17 protein-coding genes are annotated in these 19,366 nt (G+C 66.2%); 6 read left to right on the top strand and 11 right to left on the bottom strand.

The genetic code is table 11. The annotated features are described in order from the left end of the window. The first annotated feature begins 46 nt into the window (after positions 1–46). Positions 47–223 (top strand): alpha-hydroxy-acid oxidizing protein, encoded by a 177-nt coding sequence (locus GQY20_RS26165; protein ID WP_157220106.1) that lies wholly within the window; start codon positions 47–49, stop codon positions 221–223. Between the two features lie 12 nt (positions 224–235). On the opposite strand, the gene GQY20_RS26160 is transcribed toward GQY20_RS26165, so the two are convergent. The 9 genes from GQY20_RS26160 to GQY20_RS26120 all read right to left on the bottom strand — a co-directional run bounded on the left by GQY20_RS26160 (position 236) and on the right by GQY20_RS26120 (position 10,699). Beyond that, on the bottom strand, positions 236–1,504 hold the full coding sequence (locus tag GQY20_RS26160) for an MFS transporter (RefSeq protein ID WP_157220105.1): 1,269 nt from the start codon (positions 1,502–1,504) through the stop codon (positions 236–238). A 66-nt stretch (positions 1,505–1,570) separates the two neighbouring features. Beyond that, positions 1,571–3,013 (bottom strand): MFS transporter, encoded by a 1,443-nt coding sequence (locus tag GQY20_RS26155; protein WP_157220104.1) that lies wholly within the window; start codon positions 3,011–3,013, stop codon positions 1,571–1,573. A 57-nt stretch (positions 3,014–3,070) separates the two neighbouring features. Continuing rightward, complete coding sequence (gene otnC / locus GQY20_RS26150) at positions 3,071–3,709, bottom strand: 3-oxo-tetronate 4-phosphate decarboxylase (protein WP_157220103.1); 639 nt, start codon at positions 3,707–3,709, stop codon at positions 3,071–3,073. After that, positions 3,706–4,953 carry a 3-oxo-tetronate kinase gene (gene otnK, locus GQY20_RS26145; protein ID WP_157220102.1) on the bottom strand — a complete coding sequence of 416 codons (1,248 nt, stop codon included), beginning with the start codon at positions 4,951–4,953 and terminating at the stop codon, positions 3,706–3,708. The genes otnC and otnK overlap by 4 nt, the downstream gene beginning before the upstream one ends. 4 nt (positions 4,954–4,957) lie before the next feature. Beyond that, complete coding sequence (locus GQY20_RS26140) at positions 4,958–5,869, bottom strand: 2-hydroxyacid dehydrogenase (RefSeq protein ID WP_269769785.1); 912 nt, start codon at positions 5,867–5,869, stop codon at positions 4,958–4,960. Positions 5,870–6,031: 162 nt separating this feature from the next. Further along, a complete protein-coding gene (locus GQY20_RS26135; RefSeq protein WP_157220101.1) occupies positions 6,032–6,943 on the bottom strand; it encodes a LysR substrate-binding domain-containing protein in 912 nt (303 codons plus the stop codon). 183 nt (positions 6,944–7,126) lie between these two features. Beyond that, positions 7,127–8,605 (bottom strand): MmgE/PrpD family protein, encoded by a 1,479-nt coding sequence (locus tag GQY20_RS26130; RefSeq protein WP_157220100.1) that lies wholly within the window; start codon positions 8,603–8,605, stop codon positions 7,127–7,129. Positions 8,606–8,718: 113 nt separating this feature from the next. After that, the gene (locus tag GQY20_RS26125) at positions 8,719–9,417 is read right to left on the bottom strand and encodes an SDR family NAD(P)-dependent oxidoreductase (RefSeq protein ID WP_157220099.1); all 699 of its coding nucleotides are present in this window, start codon (positions 9,415–9,417) and stop codon (positions 8,719–8,721) included. A gap of 4 nt (positions 9,418–9,421) precedes the next feature. After that, positions 9,422–10,699 (bottom strand): Rieske 2Fe-2S domain-containing protein, encoded by a 1,278-nt coding sequence (locus GQY20_RS26120; RefSeq protein WP_157220098.1) that lies wholly within the window; start codon positions 10,697–10,699, stop codon positions 9,422–9,424. Positions 10,700–11,246: 547 nt separating this feature from the next. Here GQY20_RS26120 and GQY20_RS26115 point away from each other — a divergent pair. Then, the gene (locus GQY20_RS26115; RefSeq protein ID WP_157220097.1) at positions 11,247–13,517 is read left to right on the top strand and encodes a TonB-dependent receptor; all 2,271 of its coding nucleotides are present in this window, start codon (positions 11,247–11,249) and stop codon (positions 13,515–13,517) included. A 149-nt stretch (positions 13,518–13,666) separates the two neighbouring features. Beyond that, on the top strand, positions 13,667–15,145 hold the full coding sequence (locus GQY20_RS26110; RefSeq protein ID WP_232476257.1) for an MFS transporter: 1,479 nt from the start codon (positions 13,667–13,669) through the stop codon (positions 15,143–15,145). On the opposite strand, the gene otnI is transcribed toward GQY20_RS26110, so the two are convergent. Together otnI and GQY20_RS26100 are read right to left on the bottom strand one after the other, a co-directional pair. Beyond that, positions 15,146–15,922 carry a 2-oxo-tetronate isomerase gene (gene otnI / locus GQY20_RS26105; protein ID WP_157220096.1) on the bottom strand — a complete coding sequence of 259 codons (777 nt, stop codon included), beginning with the start codon at positions 15,920–15,922 and terminating at the stop codon, positions 15,146–15,148. Positions 15,923–16,028: 106 nt separating this feature from the next. Further along, positions 16,029–16,940, bottom strand: a complete 912-nt coding sequence (locus GQY20_RS26100) for a LysR family transcriptional regulator (protein WP_198351212.1) — start codon at positions 16,938–16,940, stop codon at positions 16,029–16,031. Between the two features lie 113 nt (positions 16,941–17,053). Between GQY20_RS26100 and GQY20_RS26095 the strand changes: the two genes are divergently transcribed. The 3 genes from GQY20_RS26095 to GQY20_RS26085 are packed head-to-tail and all read left to right on the top strand — an operon-like array spanning position 17,054 to position 19,118. Continuing rightward, positions 17,054–17,734, top strand: a complete 681-nt coding sequence (locus GQY20_RS26095; protein ID WP_157220094.1) for an RraA family protein — start codon at positions 17,054–17,056, stop codon at positions 17,732–17,734. A gap of 8 nt (positions 17,735–17,742) precedes the next feature. After that, positions 17,743–18,447: a molybdate ABC transporter substrate-binding protein gene (locus GQY20_RS26090; protein ID WP_198351211.1), complete on the top strand. Its 705-nt coding sequence runs from the start codon at positions 17,743–17,745 to the stop codon at positions 18,445–18,447. 8 nt (positions 18,448–18,455) lie between these two features. Further along, positions 18,456–19,118 carry an aspartate/glutamate racemase family protein gene (locus GQY20_RS26085; RefSeq protein ID WP_157220092.1) on the top strand — a complete coding sequence of 221 codons (663 nt, stop codon included), beginning with the start codon at positions 18,456–18,458 and terminating at the stop codon, positions 19,116–19,118. Positions 19,119–19,366 lie beyond the last annotated feature (248 nt).

Genomic DNA, 19,366 nt, shown 5'->3' with positions numbered 1-19,366 from the left:
TTAGATCGCGCTGAAGACACCCCTTCTACCGCAGGGTCGTCCACATATGGTGCGCATGCTGGCGCTTGGCACCGATGCGGTGCTGCTCGGCCGCGCCTATGTCCTCGCGCTGGCGTCTGTGGCGAGGCTGCTCGAACTCATCGCCAGCGAGATGCGCGTGGCGATGACGCTCACCGGGGTTCGCTCCATCACCGGGATCGACGGCACGCTGCTTGCCGGGTGAGACCGTCCCGCCTCAATGCCTCCGCAGGATGCCGTAAGGATAGGCGGGCAGGCCGATCACCATCGCACAGGCTACCAGCAGCATCAGCCCGAAGCTGACGAAAGCGAATTCGTACGACCCCCAGAGCGTGTAGGCCGCGCCCATCGCCAGCGGGCCGACGGCGCCGCCGGCATTCAGCGCGCCGAACAGCAGGCCGTAGATCTGGCCGAATTTCCTCAGGCCGAAATAGCGCGGGACGAGGTAGCCGACCATGTCGAGCTCGAAGCCCAGGGTGAGGCCGACGCAGATCATCGCTATCTCCGCGGACTTGAGGTTGGCGAGCAGGAACAGCCCGGCGATGCAAAGCAGGAAGAAGGCGACCGCGACGTGCGGAGCAAAGAAGCGGTCGAACAGGGTGCCCGAGCAGATCCGCCCGGCCACGCTCGCCAGTCCCACGCCCGAGAGCACCGAAGCCGCCGCTGCCGCGCTGTAGCCATGGTCGACAAGGAACGGCACCGCATGGGCGATCGTGCCGTTGAGCACCGCCGAGACGAGGAAGATGGCCAGCGCAAGCAGCCAGAAGCTGCGCGTCACCAGCGCCTCTCCCATCGTCAGCCCGGGCAGCTCGTCGAGCGGCTCGCGCTTCGCCCGCCGGCCGTCGCGGACGCGGGACCGGGAGCCCTCGGGCTCGCGCAGGAAGATCAGCACGCTCGGCAGCGCCACCAGAGCAGGCAGCAGGGCGAGTGCGAGGTAGGCATGGCGCCAGCCGTGCGCGGCGATCATGTACTCCGCGAACCGGGGCACGATCGCGGCGCCGAGCGCGGTGCCCGACAGCGCCACCCCCATCGCCAGCCCGCGCCGCTCGTGCACGTAGGCGGAAATGCTCTTCATGAAGCCGACGGGATTGAGCCCGGTCGAAGTCACCCCGAACAGCGCGTAAAGCGTCACGTACATCGCCAGAGAATTCATCGTCGCCATCAGCGCGACATTGGTCGCGAACAGCGCGATCAGCGGTGCGATCACGCGCTTGATGCCCCATCGGTCCATCGCCCAGCCGACGAAGAACACAGAGACCATGCTGATGAGCTGGACCGAGGAGATGCCGAGCGATAGTTCCACCCGGTTCCAGCCGAACTCCTTCTGCAACGGCGCCATGAACAGGCCCGAGGTGTATTGCAGGATCGGCACCGCCCCGAAGGCCAGCGCCAGCGCCGATCCGAGCACCACCGTCCAGGGATGGAAGCTGCGCCCGGCGCTTTCGGCTGGTTCGGCCTGGGGAAGTTCGATGTCAATCGCAGCCATGCGCTGGTGGCCTTTCACTGGGTCGGGACGCCGGGGGGAGGAGGAGTGATGACGCCCACTTTCAAATCAGCCCTGCTGGGGTTGCGGTTCCACGGGTGCGGGGCGCGCGGCATGCCCGCTCACCGCACTGCCCGCATCCGTCGCCAGCCGCAGGAACACCAGCACGGCGCAGGCACCGACCAACGCCATGGCGACGGTCGCCAGCTGGAACGGCAGCAGCCGCGGGCTGGCGGCGAGCGGCTGTTGCAGCAAGTGCAGCACGACCGCGGCAATGCCGACGCCAAGGCCCTGCCAAAGCTGCTTCAGGGTATCGGCAAGGCTTGTCGCGCGGCTCGACCGTTCCTGCGGGACATCGGCGTAGACCATCGTGTTGAGCGCCGAGAATTGTAGCGAGCGCAGCAGGCCAATGCCGAACAGGATCACCGCGATGAACCCGATGGGGATACGCCCGACGATCGTCGCAGCCAGGATCATCGCCGACGCGATGCCCAGCGCGTTGAAGATGAGGACGGTGCGAAAGCCGAAGCGCCGGATCAGGATCGGCGCCAGCCGCTTGACGAACAGACCGCCCAGAGCGGAACTGAACACCACCATGCCCGATACGAAGGCCGAGGCGCCGAGGCCGATCTGCAACAGCAACGGCAACAGATATGGCATCGCGCCGATGGCAACGAAGAACAGCCCGCCCCCGAAGATCACTGCGCGAAAGGTTTCGTAGCGGAACAGCGACAGGTCGATCAGCCCCTCTGCCCGCCGCCGCGCGTGCCACAGCAGTGCGCCGAGCAGCACCGCGCCCGTTGTGATCAGGCCTACCGTCAGCCAGGGAAGCGCGGCCGCATCGACGACCGACTGCAGCCCCAGCATCAGCGTGCCGACCGCGCCGGCGCTCAGGAAAAAGCCCGGCCAGTCGAACTTGCGCGGCGCCTCGCGCACCTGCGGCACGTAAAGCCGGATCAGGACGATACCGAGCAACGCGACCGGCAGATTGACGAAGAAGATCATCCGCCAGCTGGCGTATGTACATAGCAGACCGCCAATCGGCGGGCCGAGCACGGAACCCATCAGCGCCGGCGTCGTCACCAGCGACATCGCCCGGACCAGCTGCGCGCGCGAGGCGTTTTGCAGGATGATGAGGCGTCCCACCGGCACCATCATCGCGCCTGCCATCCCCTGCACCGTGCGCGCGACGGCAAACCCCGCCAGCGACGTGCTGAACGCGCAGGCCAGCGAGGTCAGCGCGAACAGCAGCATCGCGGCGGTAAAGGTGGTGCGCGTGCCGAAACGGTCGGCCAGCCAGCCGCTCAGCGAAATGAAGATCGCCAGGCTCAGGAAATAGGCGGTGATGCCAAGGTTCGCCGCCGCCGCCGTGGTATCGAGGGTGCGGGCTATGGACGGCAGCGCCGTTGCCAGCACAGTACCGTCGAAATTCTCCATGAAGAACGCGAAGGACACCGCCATGGCGATGCCCAGCGGCACTTTTCCGTCCTCGTTCTGAGCTTTCTTTGCCATGTGGACGACAATCCCAACGATGCACGTGACCGGCGCGAGGCGACGAATGCGGCGGAGCTATTTCCTGAGCGCGGCCGCCTGATCCGGGGTCAGCGGACGGACCGTGCGTTCGCCGAGCAGGAGATGCAGGCGCGCGGTCTCCTCCAGCTCCTCGCTGGCGTACTGCGCGTCGAGAAGCGACCTGCCCCAGACCACCGGCCCGTGGTTGGCCAGCAGCACGGCGTGGTGCTTCGCGGCTTTTGCCTGCACCGCCAGCGCCAGCGCCGGGTCGCCCGGCGGATAGTAGGGCACCAGAGGTAGGCTGCCGACGCGCATGACATAATAAGCGGTGAGCGGCGGCAGCACGTCGTCGGGGTCCACGTCGGCCAGCACGCTGACCGCGACTGCGTGGGTGCTGTGGAGGTGCACCACCGCGCCAGCGCCCGCCCGCTCGCAATACATGCAGCGGTGCAGCAGTGCCTCCTTGGTCGGCGCATCGCCCGAAACGTGCGCGCCATCGCCGTCGAGCACGGAGAGCCGCGCCGGATCGAGATCGCCGAGCGAGGCATTGGTCGGCGTCATCACGGTGCGCCCGTCGTCCAGCCGGACCGAGATGTTGCCGGTCGAGCCGAAGGTCAGCCGCCGGTCGAACAGCGACTTGCCGACCCGGATCACGGCATCGCGCGCGCGGGTTTCCTCTGAGATCATGGCGGTCATGCCAGCAGCTCCCACGCCTTGAGGAAAAAGTCGTCCGCCCCGAAATTGCCTGATTTCAGCGCCAGCGCGATAATCCGGCCTTCATGCACGAACGTGGTCCAGGGTACGCCGGGGTCGATTTCCGGGCCGATCACCAGCGTTCGCGCACCCAGGGCATGCGTCACCGCGCCCGAGGTCTCGCCGCCCGCGACGACGAAGCGGGTCGTGCCGCGCTCCAGCAGCGCGCGGGCCACGTCGCCGAGGAAATTCTCGACCAGCGCGCCGGCTTCCTCGCGGCCCATTACTGCCTGGACCGCCGCGATCTCGTCCGGCTCGGCGCTGGAATAGAGGATCGGCGGCAGGCCACCGGCATTGACGGCGACAAAGGCAAGCGCATGCTCGACCGTAAGCGTCCGGCCTGCCAACGCCTGCGGCATAACCCGCATCGCGGGCACGCCTGCCGCGACGGCAGCCGCGATCTGGCGACGGGTGGCGGCCGAGCATGAGCCGGCGAGGATCACGCCCTTGCCGGGCGCCGGGGCCATCACCACTGGCTCACCCGCGAGCTCGGCTGCCGGGAAATTCGCCGCCATGCCGAGGCCGATGCCCGAACCGCCGGTCAGCAGGCGCAAGTCACGCGCGGCCTTGCCGATGCGGACGAGATCCACCTCGTCGATGGCGTCGACCACCGCCATGCCGGAAATGCCATCGAGCGCAAATTCCAGCGCGGAGCCGCCCTCTGCCACCAGCGCATGCGACACTAGCGAGACCGGCCGCGCGGTCTGACGTTGCAGCACGCGCACGAGGTTCGCATCGCGCATCGGCGTCAGCGGATGGTCCTTCATCGGACTTTCGGAGAGCAGTTGGGTGCCGACGAACAGGTGGCCCTGATAGACCGTGCGCCCGTTGGCCGGCATCGCCGGGCAAGCGATCGTGCGCGTCTCGCCGAGGCGCTCCATCAGCGCGTCGATCACCGGACCGATGTTGCCCTCGTCGGTCGAATCGAAGGTCGAGCAATATTTGAACAGGAAGCGGTCGGCGCCGGCCGCCTGCAGGAATGCCAGCGCCTCAAGGCTCTGGGCGACCGCTTCGGCCGCGGATACGGTGCGGGTCTTGAGCGAGACGATGATCGCCTGTGCGTCCTCAAGACCTGACGTCGCGAACGGAACCCCGACGCACTGCATCACCTTCAGCCCGGCGCGGGCGAACATCAGCCCAAGGTCGGTCGCGCCGGTCAGGTCGTCCGCGATGGCGCCGATCCGCATCGCCTCAGACCACGGCGGTGAGCAGCGGCTCGCCAGCGAAATGCGCCCGCAAGTTCGCAACGACGAGCGCGCCCATCGCGTCGCGCGTCTCCACCGTCTTGCTGCCCTGGTGCGGCGAGAGAATGACGTTGTCCATGGCGAACAGCGCCTCGGGCACGTTGGGCTCGTCGCGGAACACGTCGAGCGCGGCGGCACCGAGTTCGCCGGAACCGAGCATCGCGATCAGCGCATCCTCGTCGACCATCGAGCCGCGCGCCATGCTGACAAGGCTGCCCTTGGGGCCAAGCGCCGCCATCACGTCGCGCGAGATGATGTTGTCGGTATCCTTGCCGCCGGGTGCGATGACAACCAGCCAGTCGGACTCGCGCGCCATCTCCAGCAGGTTATCGTAATAGGCATAGGGTTCGCGCGGCTGGCGACGGCGGCCGTGGTAGACGACGCGCATCTTCATCGCCTGCGCGCGCGTCGCGATCTCCTTGCCTATGCGGCCCAGGCCGAGGATGCCGACGGTCTTGCCGGTCAACTCGCTGAGATTGGGATACTGGCCCTTGAGCCAGCCCCCCTCGCGCACGAAGCGGTCCGCCTGCGGAATGCGCCGGGCGAGCGCGATCATCAAGCCGATGGTGATCTCGGCAACCGCGTCGTTCAGCACGTTGGGCGTATTGGTAACGCGGATGCCCCGCGCCTTGGCCGCCACGGTATCGATCGAATCGTAGCCGACGCCCGAATTGGCGACGATCTCGAGAGCGGGAAGCTTTGCCATCATCGCGGCGGAAACCTTGCCTCCGGCAATGCCGCGGATGCGCGGTGCGACCTCGGCCAGCAGCGCCTCGGGATCGGCGGCGCCGACCAGGGTGTGGACGGTGAAATGCTCGTTCAACGACGCGATGCAGCTCGGGACCATCGGCTGCGTGATCAGGACTTCGGGAAGAATGGATGCCTCCTTGCGAGCGGTGCGGCCGTTGGAGGCTTCTGGTTATGTCAGTCCCTTCCCAAGCTCCAATTTGTTCGGCAGCGTCTCTCATTCGGGCAGACTATCATTCGGGCGGGCGGGCAGACGCCCGGCCGACGCCGCCTTTCAATCCCCTCCGGGCGAAACCACCGCACGGAAACACTCGATCAGCTTGTCGCGCAAGGGCGAGGCCATGTCCTCGCGATAGACGAGGAGGACCTGGCTCTCGGCGCCCGACTGCACGTCGATCTCCTTCCAGACAATGTCGGCAAGGTGGATCGCCTGCAGCGATTCCGGCGCGATGGTGACGCCCAGCCCCGCCGCTACGAGGCCGAAAGCGGTGGCGGTGTCCTGCGTTTCCTGCACCACGCGCGGGGTGAAACCGGCATCGGCGCACAGGCTGAAGATCTGTTCGTAGAAGCCGCCGTCCTTCTGTGCCGGACGCAGCAGGAAATCCTCGTCGGCCAGTTCCGCCAGCGGCACCGGCCCGTCGGCGGCGGCGAGCGGGTGGGCGGCGGGCAGCACCAGCATCAGCCGGTCCTTGTAGAGCGGGATCGAGCTGACCTGGCGCGGCAGCACGGTGCGCGCGGCGGGGCGCACGAAGCCGACGTCGAGATTGCCGAGGGTCAGCGCGCCGAGGATGGCCTGCGAGGTCTGGATCTTCAACTCCAGATGCACGCTGGGATAGTGCTCGTGAAAGTGACGGATCGCCTTGGGAAAGTTCGGCAGCAGCGGCGCCGAGGTCGTGAAGTGCACCCGAAGCGTGCCGACTTCGCCGCGCGCAAAGCGCTTGGCGGTGTCGATCGCGCGCTGCGCCTGTTCGAGCGCATTGCGCGCCTCGACCAGGAAGAGCCGGCCGGCGTCGGTCAGTTCGACCTTGCGGCGGTCACGCTTGAGCAGAAGCACGCCCAGTTCGCGCTCGATCGCCTGGATCTGCAAGGATAGCGGCGGCTGGCCGATGTGGAGGCGCTGTGCCGCCCGGCTGAAATGCAATTCCTCGGCAACTGCAATGAAGTAGCGGAACTGGCGCAATTCCAAAGTTTGAAAGCCCTCCGGAGCGTCGGTGGCGGCAACCCAGTACCTGCGGATGCAACCCGCCCCCGGCTCCGTTCACCGGGTTATCACCTGACCGGCATCCAAGCAGTCTCTTCGCATAGTGTCAACGAAGGACCCGCCTCCCCTTTTGGCAAAGGCGGGTCAGGATCAGGTAAGGCGGGAGGCTCAGGCCGCCAGCGAAATGTTGGCAGCGCAGTCAAACGTGAGCAGCGCGGTCAGGTCGCGCACATTCGCCATTGTTTCGGCCTTGGATAGCAGTGCGATGATCGCGTCGGTCTCGCCTTTCCCGGCGAACTGCTCGGCATTGTAGCGCAGTTTTTCCTCGATCTCGGCGTCGGTGAACGGCGCCTTGGGATGGCCCGGGAAGGGCTGCGCGGCGCCATGCACCACCGTGCCGTCGTTCAGCTCGATCTCGACGCGCGAGAGGTAGCCGTCGCTGGCGCGCTTGAGCTTGCCGTCCTTCATCGCGCCCAGCGACAGGTCGATCACGACCTTCACCTGGTCGCGCACGAAGGCGCGGCGGGCGGGCTCGAGCACCCGGTCGAGGTCGAAGCTCTCCACCCGGATGAAGCCGTCGAGCACGGCGGCGCCGACGATGTACGGCATCGAGTGATCGGCCGTCTCGCGCGAGATCGGATTGTAGGCGTCCTGGCGGATGGCGACGAGGTGGTCATAGGCGCCTTCTTCCGAGAACACGCGCACTTCCTTGATGGCGGACAGGTCGGAAACCTGCTCGCGCGCCTCGAGCGCGGCGCGGATCGCGCTCTGGCCGACCGAGCCGACCGGATAGAGCTTCATGTAGGTATCGGCGACGCGGCTCAGCGGCTTTGCCGGGTCGAGCAGTTCCTTGAGCAGCGGCAGCGTGCTCTCGTCGTTCTTCATCTTCTGAAGGAAGCCGTTGTTGCCAACGAAGGGACGAATCGCGCCCTCGATGCCGACCGAGGCGAGCAGGCACGCCTGCAGCGCGTTGCGCACCGCGTCGCTGCCGTTGAAGCGCTTCCACATGGTGAGGTCGCCGCGCTTGTTGAGTTCGCACGATTCGACCTCGTCGGTCGCCATGTGCGGGACCACGGCGATACCGAGCGCCTCGCGCGTCTGGTCGTAGTCGAGCCCGATGACGCGGGCGATCGCGGCGCAGGCGCCGATGCCGGTGAGATTGGTGTAGTCCCAGCCGCCCGGCGCGGTGGTAAAGCAGTCGAACATCGCGGCGACCACTTCGTAGCCGACCGCCAGCGCTTCGAGCAGCTTGGCGCCGGAGACGCCCTTCCACTCGGCCGCAGCGATGACGCCGGTGGTGATGTCCGAAGGGTGGCCGCTGTTGCGGCGGCCAACGAAAAAGTCGTTATAGTCATAGCCGCGCATCAGCGATCCGTTGATCAGCGCCGCGACGTCGGGTGTAGTGCGGATCGAGGTGCCCCAGATCACGCAGGGGCCGCTCGCCGACGACATCAGTTCGGCGAAACGGCGTCCGAGCTGCGTCGCCGGATGGCCGAAGGCGCCCAGCGCGACCGCGACCGAATCCTGCAATGCGCGCTTGGCCGCCGTCTGGGTCTTTTCGCTCAGCGTTCCCGAAACATTGACAACGTAGGCCGCAATGGTTTCCGCGACTTCATCGCGATACTCGGGAATGACAACGTCCGACATACTATACCTTTCAGTAACGCCGATTTCTTCGATTCACGTATTCGACAAAACGGCGAAGCGTCCAATTTGATTTGGGAATGGACTTATTGTGCGACCCGACAGGGCAATCAGCATCAATCCATGAAGCGCCCGCCGGAGAGATTGAGGCATTCGCCGGTAACGTAGCCGCCGTCCGGATCGACGAGATAGAGCACCGCATGCGCCGCCTCTTCCGAGCGACCGAACCGGCCGACCGGGACGGCGCCGCGCAAGAGGGTGCGCTTTTCCTCGGTCATCGTCGCGGTCTGCGGTTCGAACAGCGCGGTGGCGATGGCATTGACCGTCACTCCGCCCTCGGCGACTTCGGCGGCGAGCGCGCGGACGAAGGCGAACAGCCCGCCCTTCGCGGCTGCTGCCGGCGCGGTGTTGTGGTGGACGCCGGTCTTGCCGGACATCGACCCGAAAGCGACGATGCGCCCGCCGTTGCGTGTCAGCATGGCCCGCGCCGCCTCGCGCATCAGGATCGCGGGCTGGACCAGCTCCTCGGCGATGGTGGCGGCAAGGTCTTCGTCCGCGACGTCGAGGATCGGCTTGTTGCGCACAAGCCCCGAGCCGACGACGAGAATGTCGAGCGGGCCGACCGCCGCTTCGCAGCGCGTGAGGAAGCCGCTGGCATCGCCCGCCACCGGACCGACCACGGTGGCGCCGTCCGCCGCGCCGCTGTCGACGACGACCTCGGCGCCTGCCGCGACCAGCGCCGCGACAACCGCCGGCATCACGCCCGCATCGGCCAGCGTGACCGCCGCCTTCCAGCCTGTAAGGGACCTCGCCATCGCCTCACACCGCCACAAAAGGTTCGCCGATGCGCACTTGTTGCGCCTCCAGCGCGGTGTCGCGGAACGGCTCGTCGACCGGCAGGATGAACGAGGCCGAACGCACCCGCTGCCCCGCGGCATCGAGCCCCGGGGCGGTGCCGCCTTCCTGCACCTCCAGCGCCGACTTGCGCAGCTTGGCGCGGGCCATGACTATGGCCTTGTCGGTCGAGACGAGGTGCTCGTTGGTGCGATCGGCGATCGGCCCCATGCTTTCCTGCAGCGAGGAATCCTGGATGGCGATGCCCTTGATGCCGCTGTAGACGACCTTCGCCTTCTGCGCCTCGCGGTCCATAAGGTAGTCGTTGTCGCGGTTGGCGACCGGACGGAATGAACCATCCGGCACCAGGATCGGGTGGACGCCGTGGCCGGCATCCATCAGCGCGCGTTCCTCGTCGGTCAACGGGCGGGTGGGGTGGAAGGTCATGGTCCAGGCCATGCAGTTCTCGTCGTCCATCGGCACCCAAGCATGACCGTTGAGCGCATTGCCCTTGTAGGGCGGGATCAGCGTGTACCAGGGCATCATCCACTGGCTGAGCCGCCAGTAATATTGCCCTTCCTCGGCCGGACGCCGCGCGCCGATGAGCAGGCCGCCCGCCGAATCCATGACGTCGAACTCGGTCTTGGTGCTGAGAGCGTATTTCGAGCCGGCGGTGCCTTTGTGCAGCGGATCGCGACCTAGGTCGCCCGAGTGCAGGAACGAGACGTGGCTCGAATCGATGCCGCCCTCAAGCGCCTGGAGATAGTTCGATTCCTGCCAACGCTTGGAGAGGTAGACATGGCTGGCCGGCAGTTCCATCCATTCGAAGCTGGGCAGTTCCGGCCTCAGTTCGGGCGGCCCCATGTAGGTCCAGATCACTCCGGCCCTCTCCTCGACAGGATAGGATTTCACCTGCACCCGCTTGCAGAAGTCCTCGCGCTCAGACGGCACTTCGACGCAGTTGCCGTTCACGTCGTACTTCCAGCCGTGGTAGGGGCAGCGCAGCCCGTTCTCTTCGTTGCGACCGAACCACAGCGAGACCCCGCGATGCGGGCATAACTCGTTCATCAGGCCGACCCGGCCCGAGGTGTCGCGAAAGGCGATCAGCTTTTCCGAGAGCAGCGAGACGCGCACCGGCGCGCAATCGGGCTCGGGCAGTTCGCTCGCCAGCAGGGCGGGGATCCAGTACCGGCGGAACAGGTCGCCCATCGGCGTCCTCGGTCCCGTTCGGGTCAGGAATTCGTTTTGCTCGGCGGAAATCATGGCCTGTCCTTTCGCGGCGTGGCGTCGTCGGCACCGTACATGGCTGGATCCGTCAGACCGAACCGGCCTCGCAAAGTCCAATTTGTATTGGGGACGTACATATTGCAGCCGCGAATAACCCGCAGCCACGCGTACCCGAAGCGCGGCAAACCTGCGATATGGTGCGCAACACCCCTGCACCGCCACCACCAAACTCAATAAAGTTGCCTTTTATGTGATTATATATTCAATATAAATTGAAACATTTTTCCGCATATCGCTGACATTTCTCCTATTTCCTTTGATTTTATCTGAATTATTGAAACAATTAATAGACAATAGAGCAATAAAAATTTTTTCAGTTATTTTAATTGTGACATTTACATTGCATAATTCCCGTCGCGTTGGATAATTTTACGCCAGGGAGCTTTTTGCAATCCCGTGGGTTCCTTGCTGCGGTGGATTGCTCCGATTGCGATATAAGTCTGTCGCTCAAAAAAATTAGCGCCCCCTGATTTTGCGTTGCACAAAACTGTCACGAAAACCGGTGAACCCGAGGGGGGTCTTCATGACTTTGTCCAGCCGCGCACTCGTTCGTCTTCTAGCATCCACCAGCATCCTCGGCGTGGCTCCGGCCTATGCGCAGACCGCAGCAGAGCAACTCGCTGCGGCCGAGGCGGCACCTGTCGCCGGCGACATCGTCGTCACTGCGACACGCCGCGAAACCACGGTCCAGAATACGCCGATGGTGGTCAACGCCATCGGCAACGACACCCTGCTCAAGACCAACGCCAAGTCGATCGGCGACATCGCGGCGCAGATCCCCGCGCTGACCGTGCAGGACCAGGGTCCCGGCCAGAAGCGCTACACGATCCGCAATATCACCGCCGCCGGCGAACCGCAGGTCGGCCTCTACCTCGACGAGATCCCGATCGTCGGCTTCACCGGCGAGAACACCAGCGCCGGCTCGCAGCAGCCCGACGTCAAGTTGTGGGACATGCAGCGTGTCGAAGTGCTGCAGGGTCCGCAGGGCACGCTCTACGGCGCCGGCTCGGAAGGCGGCACCATCCGCATCATCTCGGCGCGGCCCGACCTGACCAAATATGCCGGTGTCGTCAACGGCACCATCAGCTCCACCGCAAGCGGCGGCACCAACACCTCGATCAACGGCACGCTGAACGTTCCCATCATCAGCGACAAGCTGGCGATCCGCGTCAACGCCTATAGCGACCACGACGCGGGGTGGATCGACGAGTATTACCTCCAGAAGAAGAACACCAACTCGGTGCGTAACTGGGGCGGCCGCTTCAACCTGCGCGCCAAGCCGGTCGACAACTGGACGATCGATTTCATCGCCTATTACCAGAAGACCCACTTCGGCAACCTGTTCAACATGAACGAGGATTTCGCCGGCATCGCCGGGACCAAGTGGGTGGCGGCGAACTTCGTCAATCAGCCGGGCGACGACAAGTTCCAAGCCTACAACTTCGTCACTTCGTACAACATGCCCTGGGCGACGCTGACGGCGACCGCCTCGTACCAGCACCGCACTCTGGTCAACCACAAGGACTCGGTCGTCACGCATACGTTCTCGTGCGCCGACCGCGACTACGTATCGTGCCAGCCGATCGACGCGGTGCGTGCGCGCCTTGCCGCCGGCTCGCTGCGGGCGCTGCGCGACTATAACGACGTCAAGGGATACTCAGGTGAACTGCGCCTGAGTTCGGTTGGCTCGGGTCCCCTGCAGTGGACGGTCGGTGCCTTCTACCAGCAGCGCAAAAACAAGTTCCAGCTGCTCTCGGGCCTTGCGGATTCGGACGGCAACTATGATGGCGAACCATCGCGCACCAAGTTCGCCCGCGCCAACCAGGACGATACCAAGCAGATCGCGGGCTTCGGCGAGGTGAGCTACAAACTGACCGACACCCTGACCGCGACCGCCGGCGTGCGCGTATTCCATGTCTCGCGCGCTCTCGACTCGCAGTCGCTCAGCGCTTCGGGCGATACCTTCGTGGTCGGCACGTCCTACCCGACCTCGAATTACAAGGAATCGTCCAAGACCCTCAAGTTCCTGATCAACTGGAAGCCGACCTCGGACCTGCTGCTCTATGCGCAGGCGGCGCAGGGCTTCCGCCTAGGCGGCCCGAACCTGCCGCTGGGCCTGACCATCGACATCCCGCCGCCGTACAAGTCGGACAGCCTGTGGGACTACGAAGCCGGCTTCAAGTCGAGCTGGTGGGGCAACCGGATGACGCTGAACGGCGCATTCTACTACATGAAGTGGAGCGACATCCAGGCACAGGGCACCGATGTGACGGGCGCCTACTCGTTCATCACCAATGCCGGCGCCGCGCGCGCCATCGGCGGAGAGCTGGAACTGACCGCGCGACCGACCAGCTTCCTCAACCTCAACCTCGGCGGCAGCTACACCGATGCCAAGCTGGTGGGCGACCAGCCGTTCCAGCCGCTGGCGATCAACAAGCTGGTGGCCGGGGACCCGCTGCCCTACACGCCCAAATGGACGATCAACGCCAGCGCCGAGGTGAATTATACCATCGGCTCGATGCCCGGCTTCGTGCGCGGCGAATTCAGCTACCAGAGCGGACGCACCACCGCGTTCGATCCGGTCAGCCCGGCCTACACCGAGCTGCCCGGCTGGGAGCTGGTCAATGTTTCGGCCGGCCTGACCATCGCCGAGCGTTATCAGGTGACGCTGTTCGTTCGTAACCTGTTCAACGCGGTGACGTATGTTTCGGGCTCGTACAACGCCCAGACCCCGGTCGCGATCAACTCGGCGGCGCCGCGCACCGTCGGCGCCACGCTCAACATCAGTCTTTGATCCCGAACTCTTAGATACCAATTGGCCGGCCGCGCGCTTTTCCTGCTGCACTTGCGAAAATAGCGCGCGGCCCGTCCTTGCCTGGAGGCGGCCGGAGGCGCGAGGCCGGACCTGCCCCCAGATCCTCCCTGATTCCAGGCAACCCACCCTTGCACGGTACTCCCTCGAAATATTCCAGATGGCGTCTGTCGTTCGCCGGGCGAACCGTGCGCTATGAGGCGCCGCCTGTCGCCACGAACCGAGCGGCCGAGCGTCCAGGTTACCGCACGGTGGCGCTGGTCGTCGCCTGCGCCCTCTTCATGGAGAGCCTCGACGCGACGGTTCTTACCACCGCGCTGCCGACGATGGCGCGCGACTTCCATACCGCCGCTCCCGATCTCAGCATCGCGCTGACCGCCTACTTTCTGGCGCTCGCGATCTTCATCCCGGCTTCGGGCGCCATGGCTGACCGCCATGGTGCCAAGCGCGTCTTCGGCCTTGCCGTCGCCGTGTTCATGGCCGGCTCGATCGGCTGCGGCCTTGCGTGGAGCGCCCCTTCGCTGGTCGTGGCGCGGTTCGTTCAGGGCATTGGCGGGGCGATGATGCTGCCGGTCGGCCGGCTGATCCTGGTGCGCTCGGTCGCACGCAAGGACATGGTCTCGGCGATGGCGTGGATGACGGTGCCGGGGCTGCTCGGCCCGGTGATCGGCCCCCCGTTCGGCGGGCTGCTGGTGACCTACGTCGACTGGCGCTGCATCTTCTGGATCAACGTGCCCGTCGGCCTGGTCAGCCTCGTCCTCGCCGCGCGCTATTTCGACGACGCGCACGAACCCGAGTTCCGCCCGTTCGACCTTGGCGGGTTTCTGCTTTCGGCCATCGCGCTGGGCTGCCTGCTGTTCGGTTCCGAGCTGGTCAGCCATCCCGCCCAGCGCCATGAGGCCGTGACGCTGATCCTGACCGGTCTGGTCGCCGGTGCGCTCTACCTCGCCCATGCCCGGCGCGCCGCGCATCCGATCTTCGACCTCTCGCTACTCGGCGTGCCGACCTTCCGGCTGTCGATGATCGCCGGCTCGCTGACCCGCATCACGCAAGGGGCGCAACCCTTCTTGCTGCCGCTGATGATGCAGCTCGCCTACGGCATGTCGGCAACGCAGAGCGGCATGATGACGATCGCGACTGCCCTGGGTGCGCTTACCATGAAGGGCCTCGCGGGCGGCGTCTTGCGCCGCTTCGGCTATCGCACCAGCCTGATCGGCGTCGGTGTGCTGGCGACGGCCGGCTATGCCAGCTGTGGCCTGTTCCGGCCCGACTGGCCGATGGCGGCGGTCTTTGGCGTGATGGCGCTGTCGGGCGCGATGATGTCTCTGCAGTTCACTGCCTACAACACCATCGCCTACGACGAGGTAGATGCCGCCCGGATGAGCCAGGCGACCGCGTTCTACACCACTTTCCAGCAGCTCACCCTGTCGGCCGGTATCTGTATCGGTGCGGGCGCACTACAACTGTCGATGGCCGCGCACGCGCGCACGGTCCCCGCTTTTGCGGATTTCTCGGCGGCATTCTGGACAGTGGCGGCGATTTCGTTGCTGGCGATCTTCGTCAACATGCGCTTTGCGCGCGACGCGGGCGACGGGATGCTCGGGCGGTAACTAGAGCCAGGGCTTCATCCAGCCCAGCCCATCGCTGGTGCCCGCCTTGGGCACGTATTCGCACCCGACCCAGCCCTCGTAACCCAGCCGATCGATCTCGGCGAAGATATAGCCATAGTTGAGCTCCCCCACGTCCGGCTCGTGACGGCCGGGATTGCCGGCGATCTGGGCATGGCCGATCTGGGGCAGCAGTTGCGCGAAGTGGCGCACGACATCGCCCTGCATCACCTGCATGTGATAGAAATCGTACTGCAGCTTCAGATTGGTGGAGCCGACCGCCGACATCACCTTCACCGCGCCGTCGGTACTCGCCAGCATGCAGGTCGGCAGGTCGACGCGGTTGAGCGGCTCCAGCAGCAAGGTGATGCCGGTGCCCGAGAGACGCTCGCAGGCGTAGCGCAGGTTGCCGATCAGCGTGCTTTCCAGCTCGTCCGGCGTTGCATCCTCGGGCATCAGCCCGGCAAGGCAATTGAGCCGCCGGCACCTCAGCGCCCCGGCATAGGCGATCGCCTGTTCCAGACCTTCGCGAAACTCCGCTTGTCGCCCGGGCAGGCAGGCAATCCCGCGTTCTCCGGCGGACCAGTTACCCGCAGGCAGGTTGAACAGCACCTGCTCGAGTCCATGCGCCTGCAGCAGGGCGGCGATATCCTTGGCGGGATGATCGTAGGGCCCGCGATATTCGACCCCCGCGAATCCATCGGCGGCGGCGGCGCGGAAGCGGTCGAGAAACGGGAATTCGGTGTAGAGCTGGCTGAGATTGGCAGTGAAGCGCGGCATGCAGGAATGCTCCCTTGTCCGCCATGCTAGGCGAGGGGGGCGGCGGCCGTCCAATTGCTGTCGCCATGCCAATCATCTGCCAAATGAATGACAGCGCCCGAAAAATTCAGCCGACGGGATCGAGGCTCGGCATGCTGGCAAGCGCCGCCGCCAGTGCCCTCCGCGCGCTGTCGACAAGGTCCGCCGGAAGCCCTTGCCGCGCATCCATGTAGAGCGGCCGCCGGATCGCCGGCGCGACGATGGCGCGCACGACAAGGCCGGGCGTGCGCGCCAGTTCCGCAGTCGAGGTGGCGCCAAGGATCGTGTGCCCCTGCCCGGACGACAAGGCGCGGGTGCGCGAGGTCGGCCCGTCGATTTCGAACACCACGTCGAGCCGCCGTCCCGCCGTCGCCGCCTCGGCTTCGATCAGCTCGCGCAAGGGGTTGCCCCGCGCCGGAAGGATCAACGGCAGCGGCAGCACTTCGGCGAAGGCAATGTCGCCGTCGTCGCCCTCCCCCTCGGCGCGCGAGACGAGATGCAACCGCTCGGACGCCACCGGCACGGCGCGGCGCGAGGGTGACAGGGCGATGGCAAGATCCACCGTGCCCTTGTCGATCAGTTCGCGGCTGTCGAGCGTGCCCGCCTCGGTGATCCGCACGGCGACGCCCGGCATCGTCCGCTGGAACTGCGCCAGCAGCAGCGGGGTCAGTTCGGCGGCGATCGAGGAGATGATCGCGATCCGCAACCGCAAAGCGGGCGGCGCTGGCGGGGCAAGCGCGGCTAGCTCGTCCTCGGCGCGCTCGACCGCAGCCATGATCGTGCGGGCGTGGGCCTCGAGCAGCCGGCCCGCGTCGGTCAGCGTCACGCCGTCGCGATGGCGCTCCAGCAGTGCCAGATCCAGCGCGGCCTCGATCTGGCGGATATGGTGGCTGAGCGCCGGCTGCGCGACGTTGAGCGCCCGCGCGGCGCCCGAGAGCGAGCCATGCTCAGCAATCGCGGCGAAGTAGCGCAGGCGGCGCAGGTCGAGCGCGTTTCGCATCCAGCCATACATCGCCTTTATGGCTGGTCGCTGCAATCTCTATTGGCGCAAGGCCGTTCACGCTGCCTATTGACCCGGCTCGACAGCCCCCGCGTTCATCCGAGGAACCGCCCATGAAGCTCCGAGCCATCCTGCAACCGGCCCGCCGGGTTTCGCCTGAGACCGTCGAAAAGTACCGCGAAATCCCGACCGCCGTGATCGGCGACTGCATGGGCCGCCTGTTCGCCGCCGGCCCGCATATCCGGCCGATGCACGCCGGTGGCACCGTGCTGGTCGGCCCGGCCTACACGGTCCACACCCGTCCCGGCGACAACCTGTTCATCCACAAGGCGATCGACAGCGCCCTGCCCGGCGACGTCATCGTCGTCGACGCCGCCGGCGATTGCACCAATTCGCTGATGGGCGAGATGATGCTCACCCATTCGGAGACGCGCGGCCTTGCCGGTGTCGTCCTCGACGGCGCGATCCGCGATTCGGGACACGTCGGCAACCACCCCTTCCCGGTCTTCGCGGCCGGCGTGACCCAGCGCGGGCCATACCAGACCGGCCCCGGCGAACTGAACGTGCCGGTCTCGGTCGGCGGTCTCGTGGTGATGCCGGGCGACCTCATCGTCGGCGACGAGGATGGCGTCATCTGCGTGCCATTCGACCTGACCGAGACGATCTACGAGGAAGCCGCCAAGCGTCTTGCCGGCGAGACCGCGCAGCGCGACCGGGTGCGCAACGGCACGGTCGACCGCAAGTGGATCGACGACCGCCTCGCGACGATCCCCTTCCCGTTCGACTACCTATGAGCCGCTCGATGCCCGCCGCCAAGGGCCCGACCACGATGATGAGCGCGCTGATCGTGCGCGCCATCGTCGACGCTTATGTGCTTCCCCCGCTCGACGCTGCCGGCGAACAGGTGGGCATGGTCTGGGACCCGACCGTGGCGCTTATGCAGCGCATTTCGGCGGGTGAGCGGGCGGACGGCATCGTCGCCATCGACTGGGCGCTCGACGAACTGGCCGCTCGCGGCCTCATCGATCCCGCCAGCCGCCGCCCGTTCGCACAGGCCGCCTTCGGCCTCGCGGTGGCGCAAGGGGGCGAGCGCTTCGCCATCGGCTCGGTCGAGGACCTGCGCGCAACGCTGCTGGCGGTGCCCAGCCTCGTCTATTCGCGCGCCGGGGCCAGCGGCATCTACTTCGAGCGACTGATCGACGCGCTCGGTGTCGGAGACGCGGTTCGCGCCAAGGCCACGGTCATCCCCTCCGGGCTGACCGGCGAGCCGGTGGCGCGCGGCGATGCGGTGCTGGCAGTCCAGCAGCTCAGCGAACTGCTGGCGGTGCCCGGTCTCGACGTGCTCGGCCCGTTCCCGGACGCGGTTCAGGAAACCACCGATTTCAGCGCCGCGCTGTTCGCCGACGCCGCCAACCGGCAAGGCGCGGCCGCGTTCCTCGATCAGCTGTTCAGCCAACCCGTGCGCGCCGCTTGCCTCGCAAGCGGCCTCATCCCCTTCTTCGAGTGACCCCGGCCATGACACAGCACCCGCGCATCGTCCTGCTCCACGCCACCACCGTCGCCATCGACCCGATCCAGTCGGCCTTTCGCAGCCTCTGGCCCGAGCCGGAACTGGTCAACCTGCTCGACGACGCGCTGACCCCGGACCGCGCGCGCGATGCCGAGCTGACCGAGGCGCTGATCGCCCGCTTCGTCTCGCTGGGCCGCTACGCGCTGTCGATCGGCGCCGACGCGATCCTCGTCACCTGTTCGGCGTTCGGCCCCGCGATCGAGCAGATGGCGCGCGAATTCCCGGTGCCGGTGCTGAAGCCCAACGAGGCGATGTTCGAGGCTGCCCTGGAAATCGGCCCGAAGGTCGGGATGGTCGCCACGTTTGCCCCCTCGATCATCACGATGGAGGCTGAGTTCGCCGAATACGCGGCGTCGATCGGCGGCGATGCCACGCTCACGACCATCCTTGTCGAGGATGCGATGACCGCGCTGCGCGCCGGCGACACAGAGGCCCATAATGCCCGCATCGCTGCGCGCATCGGCGAACTCGACGGCCGGGACGCGATCATGCTTGCCCACTTCTCGACCTCGCGGGCGCAGGAGGCGGCACAGGCGAAAACCGCAGTGCCGGTGCTTTCCGCGCCCTCGGCCGCCGTTGCACGCCTGCGGACGCTGATCGAGAGGTAATCCGTTCTCGATCTGACCATCGGCGCGCGCCTGTGGTTGAGAGGCACGCTGGCGTTGGTCCCGACGAGGCCTTCTTAATCCGCGAACTGTCGAAAATGGGTGATCCCCGGCCGCTGCGCGTGGGCGCGCTCCGTCGATGATATCTTCGACCCAGTGCTCACGTCGCTCGTCGCAGACATGTATGAGACGATGCACCCCGGGCGGCGGGGTCGATCTTGCGACGCCGCAGATCGAGGTTGACCTCAGGA

The organism is Flavisphingomonas formosensis, assembly GCF_009755815.1.
Lineage (GTDB): Bacteria > Pseudomonadota > Alphaproteobacteria > Sphingomonadales > Sphingomonadaceae > Flavisphingomonas > Flavisphingomonas formosensis.
Note: the sequence above shows the minus strand (reverse complement) of the source record. Positions and strands in the feature narration are given on the sequence as shown.

Coding starts and splice junctions, on each gene's coding strand:
- GQY20_RS26165 (WP_157220106.1), top strand. CDS start 47: ATGGTGCGCATGCTGGCGCTTGGCACCGATGCGGTGCTGCTCGGCCGC.
- GQY20_RS26160 (WP_157220105.1), bottom strand. CDS start 1,504: ATGGCTGCGATTGACATCGAACTTCCCCAGGCCGAACCAGCCGAAAGC.
- GQY20_RS26155 (WP_157220104.1), bottom strand. CDS start 3,013: ATGGCAAAGAAAGCTCAGAACGAGGACGGAAAAGTGCCGCTGGGCATC.
- otnC (WP_157220103.1), bottom strand. CDS start 3,709: ATGACCGCCATGATCTCAGAGGAAACCCGCGCGCGCGATGCCGTGATC.
- otnK (WP_157220102.1), bottom strand. CDS start 4,953: ATGCGGATCGGCGCCATCGCGGACGACCTGACCGGCGCGACCGACCTT.
- GQY20_RS26130 (WP_157220100.1), bottom strand. CDS start 8,605: ATGTCGGACGTTGTCATTCCCGAGTATCGCGATGAAGTCGCGGAAACC.
- GQY20_RS26125 (WP_157220099.1), bottom strand. CDS start 9,417: ATGGCGAGGTCCCTTACAGGCTGGAAGGCGGCGGTCACGCTGGCCGAT.
- GQY20_RS26120 (WP_157220098.1), bottom strand. CDS start 10,699: ATGATTTCCGCCGAGCAAAACGAATTCCTGACCCGAACGGGACCGAGG.
- GQY20_RS26115 (WP_157220097.1), top strand. CDS start 11,247: ATGACTTTGTCCAGCCGCGCACTCGTTCGTCTTCTAGCATCCACCAGC.
- otnI (WP_157220096.1), bottom strand. CDS start 15,922: ATGCCGCGCTTCACTGCCAATCTCAGCCAGCTCTACACCGAATTCCCG.
- GQY20_RS26100 (WP_198351212.1), bottom strand. CDS start 16,940: ATGCGAAACGCGCTCGACCTGCGCCGCCTGCGCTACTTCGCCGCGATT.
- GQY20_RS26095 (WP_157220094.1), top strand. CDS start 17,054: ATGAAGCTCCGAGCCATCCTGCAACCGGCCCGCCGGGTTTCGCCTGAG.
- GQY20_RS26090 (WP_198351211.1), top strand. CDS start 17,743: ATGCCCGCCGCCAAGGGCCCGACCACGATGATGAGCGCGCTGATCGTG.
- GQY20_RS26085 (WP_157220092.1), top strand. CDS start 18,456: ATGACACAGCACCCGCGCATCGTCCTGCTCCACGCCACCACCGTCGCC.